General features: G+C 64.9%; 15 protein-coding genes. 10 read left to right on the top strand and 5 right to left on the bottom strand.

Annotated elements, in window-relative coordinates:
• Window positions 1-144: 144 nt before the first annotated feature.
• Window positions 145-1,455 (bottom strand): UDP-glucose dehydrogenase family protein, encoded by a 1,311-nt coding sequence (locus tag U4960_RS14855; protein ID WP_324261387.1) that lies wholly within the window; start codon window positions 1,453-1,455, stop codon window positions 145-147.
• Window positions 1,452-2,258 (bottom strand): metallophosphoesterase family protein, encoded by an 807-nt coding sequence (locus U4960_RS14850; RefSeq protein ID WP_324261386.1) that lies wholly within the window; start codon window positions 2,256-2,258, stop codon window positions 1,452-1,454. The genes U4960_RS14855 and U4960_RS14850 overlap by 4 nt, the downstream gene beginning before the upstream one ends.
• A 266-nt stretch (window positions 2,259-2,524) precedes the next feature.
• Here U4960_RS14850 and U4960_RS14845 point away from each other — a divergent pair, with 266 nt between their 5' ends.
• Complete coding sequence (locus U4960_RS14845) at window positions 2,525-3,262, top strand: TorF family putative porin (RefSeq protein WP_324261385.1); 738 nt, start codon at window positions 2,525-2,527, stop codon at window positions 3,260-3,262.
• Between the two features lie 87 nt (window positions 3,263-3,349).
• On the opposite strand, the gene U4960_RS14840 is transcribed toward U4960_RS14845, so the two are convergent.
• A complete protein-coding gene (locus U4960_RS14840; RefSeq protein WP_416379124.1) occupies window positions 3,350-4,057 on the bottom strand; it encodes an SIMPL domain-containing protein in 708 nt (235 codons plus the stop codon).
• Window positions 4,058-4,182: 125 nt separating this feature from the next.
• Here U4960_RS14840 and U4960_RS14835 point away from each other — a divergent pair, with 125 nt between their 5' ends.
• The gene (locus U4960_RS14835) at window positions 4,183-4,620 is read left to right on the top strand and encodes a VOC family protein (protein ID WP_324261383.1); all 438 of its coding nucleotides are present in this window, start codon (window positions 4,183-4,185) and stop codon (window positions 4,618-4,620) included.
• A gap of 12 nt (window positions 4,621-4,632) precedes the next feature.
• Here U4960_RS14835 and nhaA read toward each other — a convergent pair whose 3' ends face one another.
• Window positions 4,633-5,853: a Na+/H+ antiporter NhaA gene (gene nhaA, locus U4960_RS14830; protein WP_324261382.1), complete on the bottom strand. Its 1,221-nt coding sequence runs from the start codon at window positions 5,851-5,853 to the stop codon at window positions 4,633-4,635.
• Window positions 5,854-5,931: 78 nt separating this feature from the next.
• Here nhaA and U4960_RS14825 point away from each other — a divergent pair, with 78 nt between their 5' ends.
• The 5 genes from U4960_RS14825 to U4960_RS14805 all read left to right on the top strand — a co-directional run bounded on the left by U4960_RS14825 (window position 5,932) and on the right by U4960_RS14805 (window position 11,987).
• Window positions 5,932-7,335 (top strand): glycosyl transferase family protein, encoded by a 1,404-nt coding sequence (locus tag U4960_RS14825; protein WP_324261381.1) that lies wholly within the window; start codon window positions 5,932-5,934, stop codon window positions 7,333-7,335.
• A complete protein-coding gene (locus U4960_RS14820) occupies window positions 7,332-8,441 on the top strand; it encodes a hypothetical protein (protein ID WP_324261380.1) in 1,110 nt (369 codons plus the stop codon). Before U4960_RS14825 ends, U4960_RS14820 begins: the two co-directional genes overlap by 4 nt.
• Before the next feature lie 46 nt (window positions 8,442-8,487).
• Entirely contained in the window at window positions 8,488-9,402 is a 915-nt protein-coding gene (locus tag U4960_RS14815; RefSeq protein ID WP_324261379.1) for a sulfite exporter TauE/SafE family protein, read from the top strand.
• A gap of 29 nt (window positions 9,403-9,431) precedes the next feature.
• The gene (locus U4960_RS14810) at window positions 9,432-10,151 is read left to right on the top strand and encodes a TIGR02186 family protein (protein WP_324263125.1); all 720 of its coding nucleotides are present in this window, start codon (window positions 9,432-9,434) and stop codon (window positions 10,149-10,151) included.
• An 84-nt stretch (window positions 10,152-10,235) separates the two neighbouring features.
• A complete protein-coding gene (locus tag U4960_RS14805) occupies window positions 10,236-11,987 on the top strand; it encodes an ATP-binding protein (RefSeq protein WP_324261378.1) in 1,752 nt (583 codons plus the stop codon).
• A 97-nt stretch (window positions 11,988-12,084) separates the two neighbouring features.
• On the opposite strand, the gene U4960_RS14800 is transcribed toward U4960_RS14805, so the two are convergent.
• Window positions 12,085-12,819: a 7-carboxy-7-deazaguanine synthase QueE gene (locus tag U4960_RS14800; protein WP_324261377.1), complete on the bottom strand. Its 735-nt coding sequence runs from the start codon at window positions 12,817-12,819 to the stop codon at window positions 12,085-12,087.
• Window positions 12,820-13,238: 419 nt separating this feature from the next.
• Here U4960_RS14800 and U4960_RS14795 point away from each other — a divergent pair, with 419 nt between their 5' ends.
• The 3 genes from U4960_RS14795 (at window position 13,239) to U4960_RS14785 (ending at window position 16,445) form a co-directional block, all read left to right on the top strand.
• Window positions 13,239-14,744 (top strand): flavin-containing monooxygenase, encoded by a 1,506-nt coding sequence (locus U4960_RS14795; protein WP_324261376.1) that lies wholly within the window; start codon window positions 13,239-13,241, stop codon window positions 14,742-14,744.
• A 58-nt stretch (window positions 14,745-14,802) separates the two neighbouring features.
• On the top strand, window positions 14,803-15,714 hold the full coding sequence (locus tag U4960_RS14790) for an SDR family oxidoreductase (RefSeq protein ID WP_069050842.1): 912 nt from the start codon (window positions 14,803-14,805) through the stop codon (window positions 15,712-15,714).
• Window positions 15,715-15,791: 77 nt separating this feature from the next.
• Window positions 15,792-16,445 carry a Crp/Fnr family transcriptional regulator gene (locus U4960_RS14785; protein ID WP_324261375.1) on the top strand — a complete coding sequence of 218 codons (654 nt, stop codon included), beginning with the start codon at window positions 15,792-15,794 and terminating at the stop codon, window positions 16,443-16,445.
• Window positions 16,446-16,548 lie beyond the last annotated feature (103 nt).

The following is a 16,548-nucleotide window of genomic DNA, read 5'->3' as shown; positions in this document are numbered from 1 at the left end:
CGGCACGGGGAAACCCCGCGTCGTTCGCGATTTCGATTCACCGACCCATGCTTATGTTATGTTAACAGGTGTCGGCAGAAATGCGCGCCAGGTCAATCAGTTTCTGACAGGGTCGGGAAGCGAGCCGAAGGCCCGGTCTCCCGGTCAGCCGCGACCGATGCTGCTGTAAGCAAATCCGGCGGCGCGCATGTCGTCAGGGCGGTAAATGTTGCGCAGATCCACCAGCACCGGCCGGTGGGCGAGCGCCTTGACCCGGTCGAGATCGAGTGCGCGGAAGGCGTCCCACTCGGTCACGATGGCCACGGCATCGGCCCCTTCGATGGCGGCATAGGGGCTGTCGCACATGGTCACGTCAGGCATCAGGGGGCTGGCCTGTTCCATGCCTTCGGGATCATAGGCTGTCACGATGACGCCCGCATCCACCAGCGTCTGGGCAATGGCAATTGCCGGGCTGTCACGCATGTCATCCGTGTTGGGTTTGAAGGTCAGGCCCAGCAGGGCGGCCTTCTTGCCGCGCGCCGTTTCCATTCCGCCCAGCGCTTCCAGCACCTTGCGGCCCATGGCGCGCTTGCGGCTGTCGTTGGCCTTGACCACCGCTTCCACGATCCTGACGGGGCTGTCATAATCCTCGGCGGTTTTCAGCAGCGCCAGGGTATCCTTCGGGAAGCATGAGCCCCCATAGCCAGGCCCTGCATGGAGGAACTTGGCGCCGATCCGCCCGTCCATCCCGATCCCGCGCGCCACATCCTGCACGTTGGCGCCCGTCTTCTCGCAGAGGTCGGCCATTTCGTTGATGAAGGTGATCTTCGTCGCAAGAAAGGCGTTGGCCGCATACTTGATCAGCTCGCTCGACCGGCGGCTGGTGAACAGGATCGGCGATTCATTCAGGAACAGCGGGCGATAGACTTCGCGCATCACGTCCCGGCCGAATTCGTCCTCCGCGCCAATCACGATCCGGTCCGGACGCTTGAAATCCCCGATCGCCGCCCCTTCGCGCAGAAACTCGGGGTTCGAGACCACTGCGAAGCGATGAGACGGGGCGCAGTCGCGGATGATCCGTTCGACCTCGTCACCGGTGCCGACCGGAACCGTCGACTTGGTCACCACCACGGCATCGTTGGCCAGCGTTTCGCCCACTTCGCGCGCCACTGCATGAACGTAGGACAGGTCGGCATGGCCGTCCCCGCGCCGGCTGGGGGTTCCCACCGCGATGAAGATGGCCGATGCCCCCTGGATGCCCTCAGCCAGACTGGTGGTGAAGGACAGGCGGCCCGCTTTCACATTGCTGTCAACCAGCGCGTCAAGGCCGGGCTCGTAGATCGGCATCACCCCTGCGTGCAGGCGGTCGATCTTGCCCTGGTCCTTGTCGATGCACACCACATCGTGGCCGAAATCGGCGAAGCACGCACCCGACACCAGGCCGACATAGCCCGACCCAACCATTGCGATCTTCATACCGTCTGTTCCTCTTTGTGGATTGCGATCATGCCCGCTTCCTCGACTGCCTGGATGTAGCGGCGTCGCTCGCCCTCCAGCACGATCGCGGTCAAGATGCCAGACCGAAAGGCGCCTGTATCAATGCCGGTCCGGTTACTGTGTTCGTCAATTGTTTCGCAGATGGTGTGCCCGTGGATGACGAACTGCGGATGCATATCCTGATAGCGCAGGAAGGGATCGCGGATCCACAGCATGTCGCGGCGCACCTGTGCTTCCAGCGGCACCCCTGGCCGGATGCCTGCATGGACGAACAGGTAGTCCCCGATCGAAACACACGATTCGAACCCGTCAATGAAGTCGCGGTCCTGCTTCGGTACGCACCCGTGCATGTGCGCCTGAATTTCCTCGAGCGTCGCGTTGTTGCAGACGGCCTCGGGCAGGCCATAGCTCAGCACCGTTTCCTTGCCGCCGTGCTTCAGGAAATGGCGCAGGACATCCGCGCTGTCGAACGATTCGAGGAACATTTCCTCGTGGTTGCCTGCCAGAATGCGGAGCGGCCGCCGGGCTTGCCATTCGCGGGCGCGGGCGACCACCTGGGCGCTCTGCGGCCCGCGGTCGATCAGGTCACCCAGCAGGACAACGGTGGTCTGCCCCGAGGCGGGTTCATCCAGTTCATCGCGCTCGATGGCGTGGATCAGTTCCTCGAACAGGTCGAGTCGGCCGTGGATGTCGCCGATGGCATAGACGCGCTCGCCTGCGGGCAGGGCGGGCCGGGGCGGCTGGTCCTTCTTGCCGAAGAACGTGCGGAGTGTTTCGAACATGATCTGGTGCGGACAGCTTTGATGTGTCGGCGCTTTAGGCGAGCGCGCACCCTACGGCAACAAATGTGCGCTGCCTCAGAATGGCGGCTGGTGCGAAAAGGACACACCGGGTGCGACGAAATAGCTGCACCCGCAATTTTCCTTGTGCGCCGCAGCAAGAATCGGCACGAACGTTTCAGATAAATCAGAGGGCGCACATCAAACGAGGCGTCCCGGTTCTTCAGCAGGCGGGACGAAGCAACACCACAAACGCAAGGAAGTTTGTCATGCTCACGTCCATCCGCGGCCTCGCAGCCGCATCAGTTTTCGCACTTTCCGTATTTGCAGCCCCTGCTTTCGCGCAGGATGAAGCCGAGGCCGAGGAAGAGCTGACGCTCTCCGGCAACGTAGCTCTCGTCAGTGACTACCGCTTCCGCGGGGTTTCGTTCTCGGGCGGTGACATTGCCCTGCAGGGCGGGATCGACCTTGCACACTCAAGCGGTTTCTACGTCGGCACCTGGGCATCGACCATCGATGCCGATGCGGGTTTCGGCGAAATGGAGCTCGACGTTTATGGCGGCTGGGCCGGTGATGTCGCCGAAGGCGTCAGCGTCGATGTCGGCCTGCTCTATTACATGTACCCGACCGAGGACACCGGTGCCGACACCGACTATTTCGAGGCGCTCGCCTCGATCGGCACCACCATCGGCCCGGTCGGCGCGACCGTCGGGATCGGCTATTCGTGGGATCAGGCCTCGCTCGGTGACGAGGACAACCTCTACCTCTACACCGATTTCGAGCTTGGCGTTCCCAACACGCCCGTCACCCTTACAGCGCACCTCGGGTACACCGATGGCGTTTTCGCCACCACGGCTGACGGAACCTCGATCGACTGGGGTGTGGGCGCTTCCTACGCGGTGACCGACAGCCTGAGCCTGGGCGTCAACTACGTCGATACCCAGGGGCCCAGCATCGAGAACTTCACCGACCCCGGCCTCTTCTTCACGCTGTCCTACAGCATGTAAGCCAGCCGGAAACCGGTACATTCAGGCCCGCCTCGCCATCCGGCAGGGCGGGCCTTTTCTGTGCAGAGTGCGTATTGCTCGGGCCGCTCAGTCAATCAGGAAGGTGACGGTGGTCACCACGCGGACTTTCTTGAACGGCGAATCGCTCACGCCCCAGCCGCCCGCATCACCGTCCCGCCCTTCGATGGTGAAATAGCCCTGGGTCGCTTCCTTGATGGCGCCGACGTTCGCGCCGCTGTCATTGGCGAACTGTTCGGCAGAAGCACGGGCATCCCTGGTCGCCTCGGCCACCATTTCCGGTTTGATGTCGTTCAGCCTGGTAAAGGTGTAGGCCATGGCCGAGCCTTCTTCCAGGAACACGCCGCGGTTCACCAGGTCGAATTGCCGCGCCACTGCCTTCTGTGCCTTCTCCACGTCGTTGGTACGCAGCGCCAGCCGCTGGCGCACGGTGAACGTCGTCAGGCCTTCATTGGTGAAGCTGGTCACGTTGGCACCGGTCGGCTGCAGCGTATCCTCCGGGAATCCGAGCCCGGCGAAAAAGGTCTCGATCGCCGCCGTATCCTCGCGCACTTTCGCCTGGGCAGCGGCCAGGTCGGTCGAGGAGGACGAGTACGAGATTGTCCAGGTAGCCAGATCGGCAGTAACGTCGCGCTCGGCCAGCCCGCGTACTGTGACCGAACGATCCGCATCCTTGGCCCGGACCAATCCGTTACCCAGCAGGTAACCGCCCGCCACCAGCCCCACGGCGAGGATGGCGGCAGTGCCGAACCAGCGCCGGGTTCCCGGGTCCTTCATGAAGGGCTTCCATCCCGCGTCGGTATCCGCCACAGTTTCTTCGGTCATTGCATCCCCCTCAACATCGTGCCGATGCGATGAAATGTGCAATATGGTCGATGAACTGTTTTTGAACGAGGCGCCTTATGGTCAAATATCTCCACAGCATGATCCGGGTGACCGATCCCGAGGCGACGGTCGCCTTCTTCAAGCTGATCGGGCTGGAAGAAGTCCGCCGGTTCGAGGTCGCGGCGGGGCGATTTACCCTGATCTTCCTGGCCGCTCCGGGGCAGGAAGGGCTGGCCGAGGTGGAACTGACCTACAACTGGCCGCCCGAACACGGCAGCCCGGGCGAAACCTATGGCGCGGGGCGGAACTTCGGGCACCTGGCCTACCGGGTCGATGACATCTATGCGACCTGCCAGCGGCTGCAGGAAGCCGGCCACACGATCCACCGCCCGCCGCGGGACGGGCACATGGCCTTCGTCAAGTCGCCCGATGGCATTTCAGTGGAACTGCTGCAGGAGGGCCACCTGCCGCCCCAGGAGCCCTGGGCCAGCATGGAAAACACCGGCACCTGGTAAAGACGGGGGCGCTCAGTTCGGCGCCGGTTCTTCCGCGTCCGGCTTGCGCGCCGGATCGGTCGCAAGCCGGAGGACGGTGTATCCGACGATTGCGGAAAGCAGCGACCCGCCCAGAATACCGATCTTGGCCTCGTCGATCAGTTCGCGGTAGCCGGGGAAGGCCAGTTCGCCGATGAACAGCGACATGGTGAAGCCGATCCCGCACAGCACGGTCACGCCCCAGATTTCGGGCCAGCGCGCGCCATAAGGCCTCTTGGCGAAGCCGATCCGGTCGGCCACCCAGATGGCGCTGAAGATGCCGATCTGCTTGCCCAGGAACAGGCCGGCAGCAATCGCGATCGGGAGCGGGGCTAGCACGCCCTCAATACCCAGACCGGATAGGTTGACCCCGGCATTGGCGAAACCGAAAATCGGCACCACCAGATAGGCGCTCCACGGGGCCAGCCCGTGCTCGAGCCGTTCGAGCATGGTGTCATCGTTCTTGCCGACCATCGGGATGGTGAGCGCAGCAACTACGCCCGCAATGGTGGCGTGGATGCCGGAATTGAGCACGAAGTACCACAGCACCAGCGCCAGCAGGATGAACGGCGCCACGCTGCCCACCCGCATCCGGTTGAGCCCGAACATGACCGCGACCACCACCAGCGCCGCCACCAGCCAGACCAGCTTGATCCCGGCGGTGTAGAACAGCGCAATCACCATCACGGCGCCGATATCGTCAACAATCGCCACCGTCAGCAGGAACAGCCGCAGCGAGGCCGGAACGCGATTGCCCAGCAGGCCGAGGACACCCATCGCAAAGGCGATGTCAGTCGCCGCCGGGATCGCCCAGCCCTGGACCAGCCGGTCCGGCCCGCTCTGGACAAAAAAGAGGTAGACCACAGCCGGGACAGCCATGCCCGCCACCGCGGCAAGGATCGGCAGGCGGCGCTGTTCAGCCGAGGATAGCTGGCCCTCGATCCACTCACGCTTCACTTCCAGACCGACGACGAAGAAGAAAACCGCCATCAGCCCGTCGTTGATCCACAGGTGCAGCGTGTCGAGCTTGGGAATCGGCGTCCAGCCCAGTTCGCCGTTGAACAGGTAGTGGTAGTCCTGCGCCAGCGCGGAGTTGGCAGCGATCATCGCCATCGCGGCAACCACGATCAGCAGCACACCTGCCGAGGCGTCGCCGACGAACAGTGCCCGTACCGGAGCGAAGAAAGCGCGAAGCGGTCTGTTATCCTGAGCCATTGCCGCCCCTCTTCCGCAAAAGTTTGCGCGTTGCAACTCTGCCCATGCCGGTTTACCAAGTCAGCAGGGGGTCGCGGCTTGGAACTCTTTGGTTTCACGGCATTACAGTGGCTGGCGCTGGTCCAGCACGAATTGCTGCTGTTCGCGGCCATCTTCTTTCTTGCCGGAGCCGTGGACGACTTTTCAGTCGATCTGGCCTGGATATGGCTTCGGCTGACCAGGCGGGCGCAGGACGTGTGGCCATCTGCTGACATGACAGGCTGTGACCCGCTGAAGGGCAGAGCAGCCGTGTTCATTCCGGCGTGGGATGAACCACGGGTCATCGGCGCTACCCTGCGTCATATGCTGCGCGTCTGGCCGCAGGACGACCTGCGGGTCTATCTCGGCTGCTACGGCAACGACGCGGCCACCCTCGAAGCGGCGCTGCTGGCGGGATGCGGCGATCGCCGGCTGAGGATCGTGATCCACAACCAGCACGGGCCGACCACCAAGGCGGACTGCCTCAACCGGCTCTATCGCGCGCTGGAACTGGATGAGCGGCGACAGGGTGTGCCCTTCCGCATGGTCCTGATGCATGATGCCGAAGACATGGTCGATCCGGCCGCGCTGGCTCTGCTGGACCGGGCGATCGACGGGGCGGACATGGTCCAGCTGCCGGTGATCGCCTTGCCGCAGCCGCACTCACGCTGGATCGGCAGCCACTACGTGGAAGAGTTTGCAGAGCAGCATGGCAAGGCTCTGGTGGTGCGCGATGCGCTGGGCGTCGGGGTGCCGCTCGCCGGGGTGGGATGCGCGATTTCGCGGGGCGCTCTGGCCCGCATGCCCCGCGTCCGTGCGACCGACGGGCCCTTCGCCGCTGAGTGCCTGACCGAGGATTACGAACTCGGGCTGGTGGTGGCCGCCCAAGGGGGGCGGTCGCGCTTCCTGCGTGCCCGCACACCCGATGGCCGGTTGATCGGGACACGGGCCTATTTCCCCTCCCGGCTCGATCAGGCCGTCCGGCAGAAGACCCGGTGGATTCACGGCATCGCCTTTCAGGGGTGGGACCGACTTGGCTGGCGCACCCATCCGGGCGATATCTGGATGCGGATCCGTGACCGGCGCGGCCCGTTCACCGCGCTGGTGCTGGCTCTGGCTTACCTCCTGCTGGTGATCTCGGGCGTGATCTGGGCCATTTCGCTCACCGGCCTGGCGCAGCCGCTCGTGATCTCGCCCCTGCTGGAAACAGTGCTGTGGCTCAACCTGGCCAGCCTGTTGTGGCGCATCGCGATGCGCTTCGCCTTCACCGCACGCGAACACGGAGCGCGGGAGGGTTTTCGCGCCGTGCTGCGGATCCCGGTGGCCAACGTGATCGCAATCATGGCCGGCCGCCGCGCTTTGCTCGGCTATGTCCGCACGCTCGCCGGGGCGCCGGTGAAGTGGGACAAGACCGAGCATAGCGATCATCCCGCAGCGGGCGGACTTGTGGAGGCCCGCGCATGACCGTGCTGACCGGGCGGACCGGCCAGCCGCTTGCAGTGCTCGGCGGTATCCTTGCGCTGTGGCTGGCGGGGCGTGCCTTGCTGTGGCAATCGCCCTTTCCGCTGGCCCTTCCGCCTCTGCCGCGTGTGCTCGCCGGAGAAGCCGCCTTGGCGGACAGGTCGGCCCCGGCGCAGAACGTGCCGCAATCGGTTGAGGCCGTGAAACCGCCTCCGCCGCCCCGCACGCAGCTGTCTCCGCCCCCGATGGCCGCCGCCCCCTTCGAGATTTTCGAGGCCGGTGCGCTCGCCTCGCGCGGCCCGCCGATCGACGCGAGCAGTGCCCACCAGCTGATGTGGCTGGCGGCGCTGGGCGAAGGGCCCGCTGCGCCGCGCACTGTTCCTGCCATGGCGGCGCGAGCCGCCGCGTTTGCACCGCCCCAGTCTGTTCCTCCCGCCGGAGTGGACCGCTGGTCCTTCTCCGGCTGGCTGCTGGTTCGGCAGGGGGCGAGTGGAGGGACCGGCAGCGGTCTCCAGCCCTCCTCCTATGGGGCCAGCCAGGCGGGCGGTGTGCTGCGCTACCGGCTGGCCCCGGGAAGCCGGCGAGAACCGGCAGCCTATCTGAGATTGAGCGGGGCCTTGCGCGACCTGGGCCGGAGCCCGGGCGATCGGGAGGCCGCCATGGGCCTGTCGCTGCGGCCCTTTCCGAAAGTGCCTCTGGCGCTGCTGGGGGAAGGCAGGCTGCGTGAGCAGGGCGGGCGGCCCGGCATCCGTCCGGCCGTGCTGGCGGTCACCGAACTGGCCCCGCTCGGGCTGCCGCGCGCGGTGCAGGCAGAAGCCTATGCCCAGGCCGGCTATGTCGGCGGCAAGGATGCCACTGCATTCGCAGACGGGCAGGTGCGGGTGACGGCTCCGCTCGCCCGGTTCGATCTCGGCGCGGTGCGGGCCGGGGCCGGGGCATGGGGCGGTGCCCAGAAAGGCGCTGCCCGGCTCGATGTCGGGCCGACCGCGCAAGTGGACCTGACCCTGGGCCCGGTCCCGGCGCGGGTCGCGCTGGATTATCGCCTGCGGGTGGCGGGCGATGCCGCGCCCGGTTCGGGGCTGGCCGTGACGCTATCGACCGGTTTCTGAACCGCAACGCCTTTAACGCCGGGCCATGCTGCGATAGGGCAGGCAGATGGACGTCTACCTTCCCATTGCCAATCTTTCGGTCAACGGGCTGGTTATCGTCGCGCTTGGTGCGCTGACCGGCGTTCTTTCGGGTCTGTTCGGGGTCGGCGGCGGGTTTCTGACCACGCCCTTGCTGATCTTCTACGGCGTGCCGCCAACGGTTGCGGCTGCTTCTGCCTCTACTCAGGTGACCGGCGCCAGCGTCTCGGGGGTGCTTGCGCACCGTCGCCGCAACGGGGTCGATTACCGCATGGGCGGGCTGACCATCGTCGGCGGGGTGTTCGGCGCGGGGATCGGCTCGCTCCTGTTCCGTTTCTTCCAGTCGGTCGGCCAGATCGATGTGGTCATCAGCGTACTCTATGTCGTGATGCTGGGGTCGATCGGCACCATCATGCTGCGCGAGGCGATCGACACCATCCGCAAGCGCCAGACCAGTGAAGCGTCGCAGGCCCGCAAGCGCCGCCATCATCCGCTGATCGCCGCGCTGCCGATGCGCTGGCGGTTCTATCGCTCGGGCCTCTACATCTCGCCGCTGGCGCCGGTCCTGCTCGGGGTCATGGTCGGCATTCTGACCATGCTGATGGGGGTGGGCGGCGGCTTCATTCTGGTGCCGGCAATGCTCTACATCCTGGGCATGAGCGCCAGCGTGGTCGTCGGCACCTCGCTGTTCAACATCCTGTTCGTAACCATGGCGACCACCATGGTCCACGCGCTTACGACCAAGGCGGTCGATCTGGTGCTGGTGGCGCTGCTGCTGTTGGGTTCGGTCACCGGGGCGCAATATGGCACCCAGCTGGCGCAGAAGGCCAAGCCGGAGCTGCTTCGGCTGGTGCTGGCGGCCATCGTGCTGCTGGTGGCGGCGCGCATGTTCCTCGGGCTGTTCTACCAGCCGGAAGAGATTTTCACGGTGCTCAACCTGTGAAACGGCTGTTCCTCCTGGTTGCCCTGCTGATGCTGTCGGCCCAGCGCGATCCGATCCTGGTGCCCGAAGTGTCGCAGCACGAAGTGCAGGTGCGCCAGGGCTTTACCGGGACCGAGCTGCTGCTGTTCGGCGCGATTCTCGATCCCGGTGGCCGCCGGGCGGGCGAGGATTATGAAATCGTGGTGGTGCTCAAAGGACCGACCGTGCCCGTGCAGGTGCGCGAGAAGCAGCGGGTTGCGGGCATCTGGATCAACGCTGACAGCACGGCCTTCCGCTCGGCCCCGTCGTTCTTTGCGGTGTCCTCGTCCGCTCCGGTCAGCGAGATCGTCGACGAGCGCACTGCGGCGATTTACGAACTGGGCACCGAATTCATCCAGCTGTCGCCGACCGGCTTGCTGGAGCTCGAAGAGCAGCAGCGCTTTGCCGCCGGGCTGGTCGACCTGCGCACCCGGCAAGGCCTCTACAAGCAGGACATGGCCGGGGTGCAGATCAGCGAACAGGTGCTCTACCAGGCGCGGATCACGCTGCCCTCGACAGTCCAGACCGGAACCTACACCGCTGAAACCTTTGCCATTACCCGGGGCCGGGTGATCGCCTCCGCAATTGCCGAGGTGGAGGTGCGCAAGGTCGGGTTCGAACGCTTCATCGAGGTCTTCTCGCAGCAGCAGGCCCTGCTCTATGGCTTGCTGGCGGTGCTGATGTCGGTTGGCATGGGATGGATGGCGGGGCGGCTGTTTGCCCTTGTTTGACAGGCAGATGGGGCCAGCGTTGACGCGATCTTAACCGCCTTTGACCTACGCCCGCTGCACATCGGAACAGGGGACGGGTCGCACATGACCGATATGGGTAGCCACAATTTCGACCGGCGGGCAGCGGACCACGCCGGCAGCACGCCACGTGAACCGGGCCGTGAACCGGGCCGTGAACCCGGGCGTGAACCGGCATCCCGCACCGCTCCGGGTGCGGCCCGCGCAACCCCGGCCGACAATGCAGGAAAGCCGATCGGGGTGGTGCTGGAGATTGCCGGCTCGGGCTCGCAGATCGCGCTCGATCTGGAACGCCTCAACGAATGCATGGCGGACGAGGACCCCTCGATTGCACTGGCCGGCCAGGTCGGCAGCCAGATCAAGATCCGGGTCGGCAACGCCTGGCTGCTCGCCAGCGTGCGCAACCAGCGGCAGGACCGCCGCGCCGGCGGTATCCTCGCCAACATCGACTTTCTCGGTGAAGGCAACGAGGAGAAGCTGACCGGCAGGATCCACGGGTTCCGCCGCGGCGTGACCCGCTACCCGGTTCCCGGGGCGCTGATCTACCCGGCGACGACCAACGACCTGCGCCACATCTACGCCAGCGACGGCCGCTCCAACATCCAGGTCGGCACGGTATACCCGACCAAGGACATCCGGGCCGGCATCTATATTGACGCCATGCTCGGCAAGCACTTCGCCCTGCTCGGCTCGACCGGCACCGGCAAGTCGACCAGCGCGGCCCTGATCCTGCACCGGATCTGCGAGGCCGCGCCCGAAGGCCACATCCTGATGATCGATCCACACGGCGAATACTCCGCCGCGTTCAAGACCAACGGGCTGATCCTCGACGTCTCCAACCTGTCGATGCCCTACTGGCTGATGAACTTCGAGGAGCACTGCGAAGTCCTGCTGACCGCGCGCGGCAATGACCGGCAGATCGATGCCGACATCCTGGCCAAGTGCCTGCTGCGCGCGCGGCAGAAGAACCGCCTGTCGGAAACCATCGGCAAGATCACGGTCGACAGCCCGATCCCCTACCTCCTGTCCGACCTCGCCAACGAGCTCCAGAACGAGATGGGCAAGCTCGACAAGGCGACCAACACCGCGCCGTTCATGCGGATCCGGAGCAAGCTCGACGAGCTCAAGTCCGACCCGCGCTACCAGTTCATGTTCTCCGGCATGCTGGTGGGCGATACGATGGCGGACTTCATCAGCCGCATCTTCCGCATGCCCGGCGACGGCAAGCCGATCTGCATCATCGATGTCTCGGGCGTGCCGTCGGACATCACCAGCACGGTGGTCGCGGTGCTCAGCCGCCTGACCTTCGACTTCGCCATCTGGGGCCGCGAGGAGCAGACCCGGCCGATCCTGCTGGTGTGCGAGGAAGCGCACCGGTACGTGCCGAACGAGAAGAACGCCGATGGCTCCAGCGTCGGGCGCATCCTCAGCCGGATTGCCAAGGAAGGCCGCAAGTACGGCATTTCGCTCGGCCTGATCACCCAGCGGCCGAGCGATCTGGCCGAAGGCGTGCTCAGCCAGTGCGGCACGATCATCTCGATGCGCCTCAACAACGACCGCGACCAGGCCTTCGTCAAAGCCGCCATGCCGGAAGGCGCGCGTGGCTTCCTCGATTCGATCCCCGCCCTGCGCAACCGCGAATGCATCATCTGCGGCGAGGGCGTGGCGATCCCGATCCGGGTCAGCTTCGACAACCTTGAAGAGATGAAGCGCCCGGCCTCGGAAGACCCGAGCTTCGTCCAGCTGTGGAACCAGTCCGGCGGCGAGGAGGAGCAGGTCCACCGCATCGTCCAGCGCTGGCGCACGCAGGGGAACTGATTGGTTTTGCGCTCCGGCCTGCACCGGAGCGTCCTCGGCGCTGTTCCCTTCGCTGCGCTTGCGGGCCTGCCGCCCGGGTGCTGGCGCAGCGCCGTCATCACGTCCCCCGCGTATCGCCGTAGAGGTGGATGTGGAGCCGGTCGCTGAGGCGGAAGCCGTGTTCAAGGCATAGCCCGCTGAGCCATTGCTGGCGCGCGCGCAGGGTGGCGCTGTCGGTGCCCTCGGCCATCAGGAACACCCGCGCCGCCGGGAAGCGGTAGCGGGCTTGCAGCGCCAGTACCTCGTCGAGGTCGGCGGGCTCGGCAATCACGAACTTGAGGAAGGCGCGGGCATCGGTCGCCCATGCATCGAGCCGTTCGGGGACCAGCGCCAGATCGGCGGGGTTGCCGCTATGGGCAAGCTTCGGGCTGACATTGTACTGATCGACCCGCACATCCAGCGGCGCGGGCGGGGCGACGGTGCCGTTGGTCTCGATCTCCACGCTCATGTCCGGCAGATGCGCCAACATCTCCGCCAGCGCGCCTGCCTGAAGCAGCGGTTCGCCCCCGGTGACGACGAGGCGGTTCTGGCCCAGCGCCGCAATGCGCTCCGCCGTTTCGGCGGGCGAGAGCGTCACCTGATTGGCCTTGCGGTCATAGGCCACCCCGTGACGATGCGGGCGATTGTCGCCCTCGAACCGCCACGTATAGGCCGTGTCACACCAGGTGCAGGCAAGGTTGCAGCGCGACAGGCGCACGAAGGCGACCGGTATTCCGGCGCTTGGCCCTTCGCCCTGAAGGCTCGCGAAAATCTCCGGCCCGCCGGTGTCGTCGGTGGCGAGGGTGAGGTTCATGGATATTGACCCGGACAAGGTGACAAAGGTGACACCCTGTCACCTTCAATCAATGCAGAAAAATCCTGTTTTACCATAGGGCTACTGCCCGACCAGACATGCGGACGGACAGGGGGGTGGGTGCAGTTCAGGTGATCATGGGCGCACATTGTGCACGGCCTATGGCACGATTTCCGGCAGTAGGAAAATTGCCAGAACAAGCCGCAGGCACGGCAGCTTCGGTGCTGTTCGCGAAAAAACCTGCCGTTCGGGTATCGACCCCAAAGCGGCAATAACATCCGCTTCTGATTTGCCCACCTAGAGGGGAGGATAGCTCGCAATCCGATAGAATGCCCAAAGGCGACAGTCTTGCCTGCTAGCTCGGTCTAGCACGCCGCCAGGCTGGGGACAGGCCGCGCCCCAAAGGAGTGGAGAGGCAGATGGTGTCGGATCGGCAGAATATCGCAGCAGGCACGCAGCAACCCGAAAAGTTCGATGTGATCATCGTCGGCGCGGGCATTTCCGGGATCGGCAGCGCGACCCTCCTGCGCAAGCATTGCCCGGATCTGAGCTTTGCCATTCTCGAAGCGCTTGAGGGCCATGGCGGCACCTGGCTGATCCACAAATATCCCGGCACCCGGTCAGATAGCGACCTGTTCACCTTCGGCTACGGCTTCAAGCCGTGGACCGGGCAGCCGATCGCCTCGCGCGATCAGATCCTCGACTATCTGGGTGATGCGATTGCCGATGCGGGCCTTGGTCCCTTCATCCGATATGGCCACAGCGTCACGTCCGCCAACTGGTCCAACGAAACCGCCAGCTGGCAGCTGACGGTCGAACGCAAAGAGGCCGACGATGTCGTGCAGATGGAGGCGAGCTTTTTGTGGATGTGTCAGGGCTACTACCGGCATGAGAAAGGCTACACGCCCCAATGGCCGGGCATGGACAGGTTCAAGGGCCAGATCATCCACCCCCAGCACTGGCCAGAGGGTCTCGATCTGGCGGGTAAGAACGTAACTGTGATTGGTTCGGGTGCGACCGCGGCAACCCTGATCCCGGCGCTGGCCGACCGCTGCGCGCACGTGACCATGCTGCAACGCACGCCGACCTATTTTGCCGCTGGCCGCAATGCTGACGCGCTGGCCGAGGAATTGCGCAGGCTGGATGTGGACCCTACCTGGGTTCACGAGATCATGCGGCGCAAGGTGGTGCGCGACCGGGCCGATCTGCTCGACCGCGCGCATTCATCGCCTGACAAGCTGAAGGCGATGCTGATTGGCGGTGTTCAGGCGCTGCTTCCGCAAGGGTTCGATGTCGAACGGCATTTCACGCCGCCTTATCGCCCTTTGCAGCAGCGCGTGGCGTTTGTGCCGGACGGTGACCTGTTCAAGGCCATTTCGGCGGGCAAGGCGTCGGTCGTGACAGATACGATAAGCACCTTCGACGATACCGGGATCGTGCTTGATTCGGGCGAGCGGATCGATGCCGACGTGGTGATCACCGCCACCGGGTTCGATATGGCAGTGATGGGCGACATCCCGTTCAGCATCGACGGCGCGCCGGTCAACTTTGCGCAGACCATAACCTATCGCGGAATCATGTTCACCGGCATACCCAACATGGCTTGGGTCTATGGCTATGGCCATTACAGCTGGACCTTGCGCGCTGATCTTGTCGCGGGCTTCGTCTGCCGGCTGCTCGATCACATGCACAAAAGCGGCGCGCGCAGCGTGATGCCGGTGCTCAGGCCCGAAGATCAGGGCATGGAACTGAAGCCGTGGGTCGATACCGATTACCTGAACCCCGGCTATCTGCTGCGCAGCCTCGACCGGCTGCCCCGGCGCGGGGACACGCCTGAGTGGCAGCACAGTCAGGACTATTTCTACGAAAGCGAGGCGATCCCTGCGATCGATCTCACCGATCCGGTTTTCGCCTACAGTCATTGATGAAACCGGCGCACCTCGCGCCCGCATCATCCATCAGTAAAAAAGCAAGGAGTGCAGGATGAAGAACTTGAAGGGCGGTGTGGCCGTGGTCACTGGCGGGGCTTCGGGTCTTGGCAGGGCGATTGCCGAGGAGGCCGCGCGGCGCGGCATGAAGTTGGTGATCGCCGATGTCGAGGCTGGAGCGATGGAGCAGGCCGTTGCTGACCTGCGTGCAGGCGGCGCCGAGGCGATCGGCGTGTTGACCGATGTGACCAGTGCCGCTTCGGTCGAGGCACTGGCGGTCGCGACCGAACAGCATTTCGGGCCGGCCAACCTGCTGTTCAACAATGCCGGTGTCGCATCGGGCGGGCCGATCTGGGAAAGCACCGAAAAGGACTGGAAGTGGCTGTTCGGCGTGAATGTCGATGGCGTCGCCAACGGGGTGCGCAGCTTTACCCCGCGCATGCTCGCGGCAGCCGCTGCAGATCCGGGCTATGAAGGCTGCATCGTGAACACCGCATCCATGGCGGGTCTGGTGACCGCGCCGGGAATGGGCATCTACAGCGTTTCCAAGCACGCGGTGCTGGCTTTGTCCGAATGTCTCTACCACGATCTCGATCTGGTCGGGCCGCAGGTGCGGGCGGCGGTGCTGTGCCCGTTTTATGTGTCCACGAATATCAGCCAGTGCCACCGCAACCGCCCCGCTGATCTGGTCAATGACAGCGGGCCGACCCGCTCGCAGCTGGCCACGCAGGCGATCTCCGCCAAGGATCTTGCCAACGGCACGCTGACGCCCGAAGAGGTGGCTGCGATCACTTTCAAGGCGATCGAGGAAGACCGGTTCTACATCTACCCCAGCCCGGAACAGCTGCCGATCGTAAGAAGCCGTCTCGATCATCTGGGGAACGGCACCAATCCCGACATCCCCTACGACGACATTCCGATGTTCAAGGCGCGGCGGGACAGTTTGAAAGCTGCACTAGCGGGGTGAGTGGGTCGCGCTCTTGCCGTGTGCGCCGCTTGTTGTAACCACATGGCCGTTGCTTCAACGATCTGGCGGCGCGGAGGGTGTGCTTGGCCGAACCGGGAAAACTGGATGAGGAGCTCGATGCCCTACTGCGCCGCCATGCGCGGCAGCGCGTGCTAGCGCGAGGCGAAGCGCTTTACGGCCGCGGCTCGCCGCCCGATGCGCTGTTCTGCGTCGAGCGCGGAATCATTCGCCTGAGTGTCACCAGCCCTGTCGGCCGTGAAGCGGTGCTGGGTCTGGTGACGCCGGGGCACTGGTTCGGCGAGGCATCACTGTTCACCTGCGAGCCGCGCGGCAATGATGCGGTGGCCGCCGTTGACAGCACCGTGCTTATGGTCCCCGCTGCCACCCTGCACGCCTTGATCGACGACCGCTCCGATTATCTACGGCAGTTCCTCGCCATGATGGGCCAGCGTTACAAGGCGGTGCTGAGCCGGATGGACGACACCGTGCTGCTGCCTTTGCCTGAGCGCCTCGCGCGGATCATCGTGCAAATGATCGATGCAGGCGGCAAGGCGGGCGATGCGCCAGTGCTACGTTTCTCGCAGGAGGAGGCCGCTCATATGCTCGGTGCATCGCGGCAAACCGTCAATCGGGTGCTGAAGGAGTGGGAGGCTGCCGGCATTGTGCGCCTGAGCTATCGCACGCTTACCCTGGCAGACCTCACGGCCATACGGCGGCTTTGCCGGGCATGAGCTGCATGGCGAGAGGTGGCAGATCGCAAGGGGGCAAGCCAGCCAATGAGGCTCGCAACGAAGTTAGGAAAGCCGCCATTCGCCTACCCACCCACTTGCAGCC

It is taken from the genome of Altererythrobacter sp. H2 (assembly GCF_035319885.1).
GTDB lineage: Bacteria > Pseudomonadota > Alphaproteobacteria > Sphingomonadales > Sphingomonadaceae > 34-65-8.
This window is presented reverse-complemented; position numbering and strand designations above follow the sequence as displayed.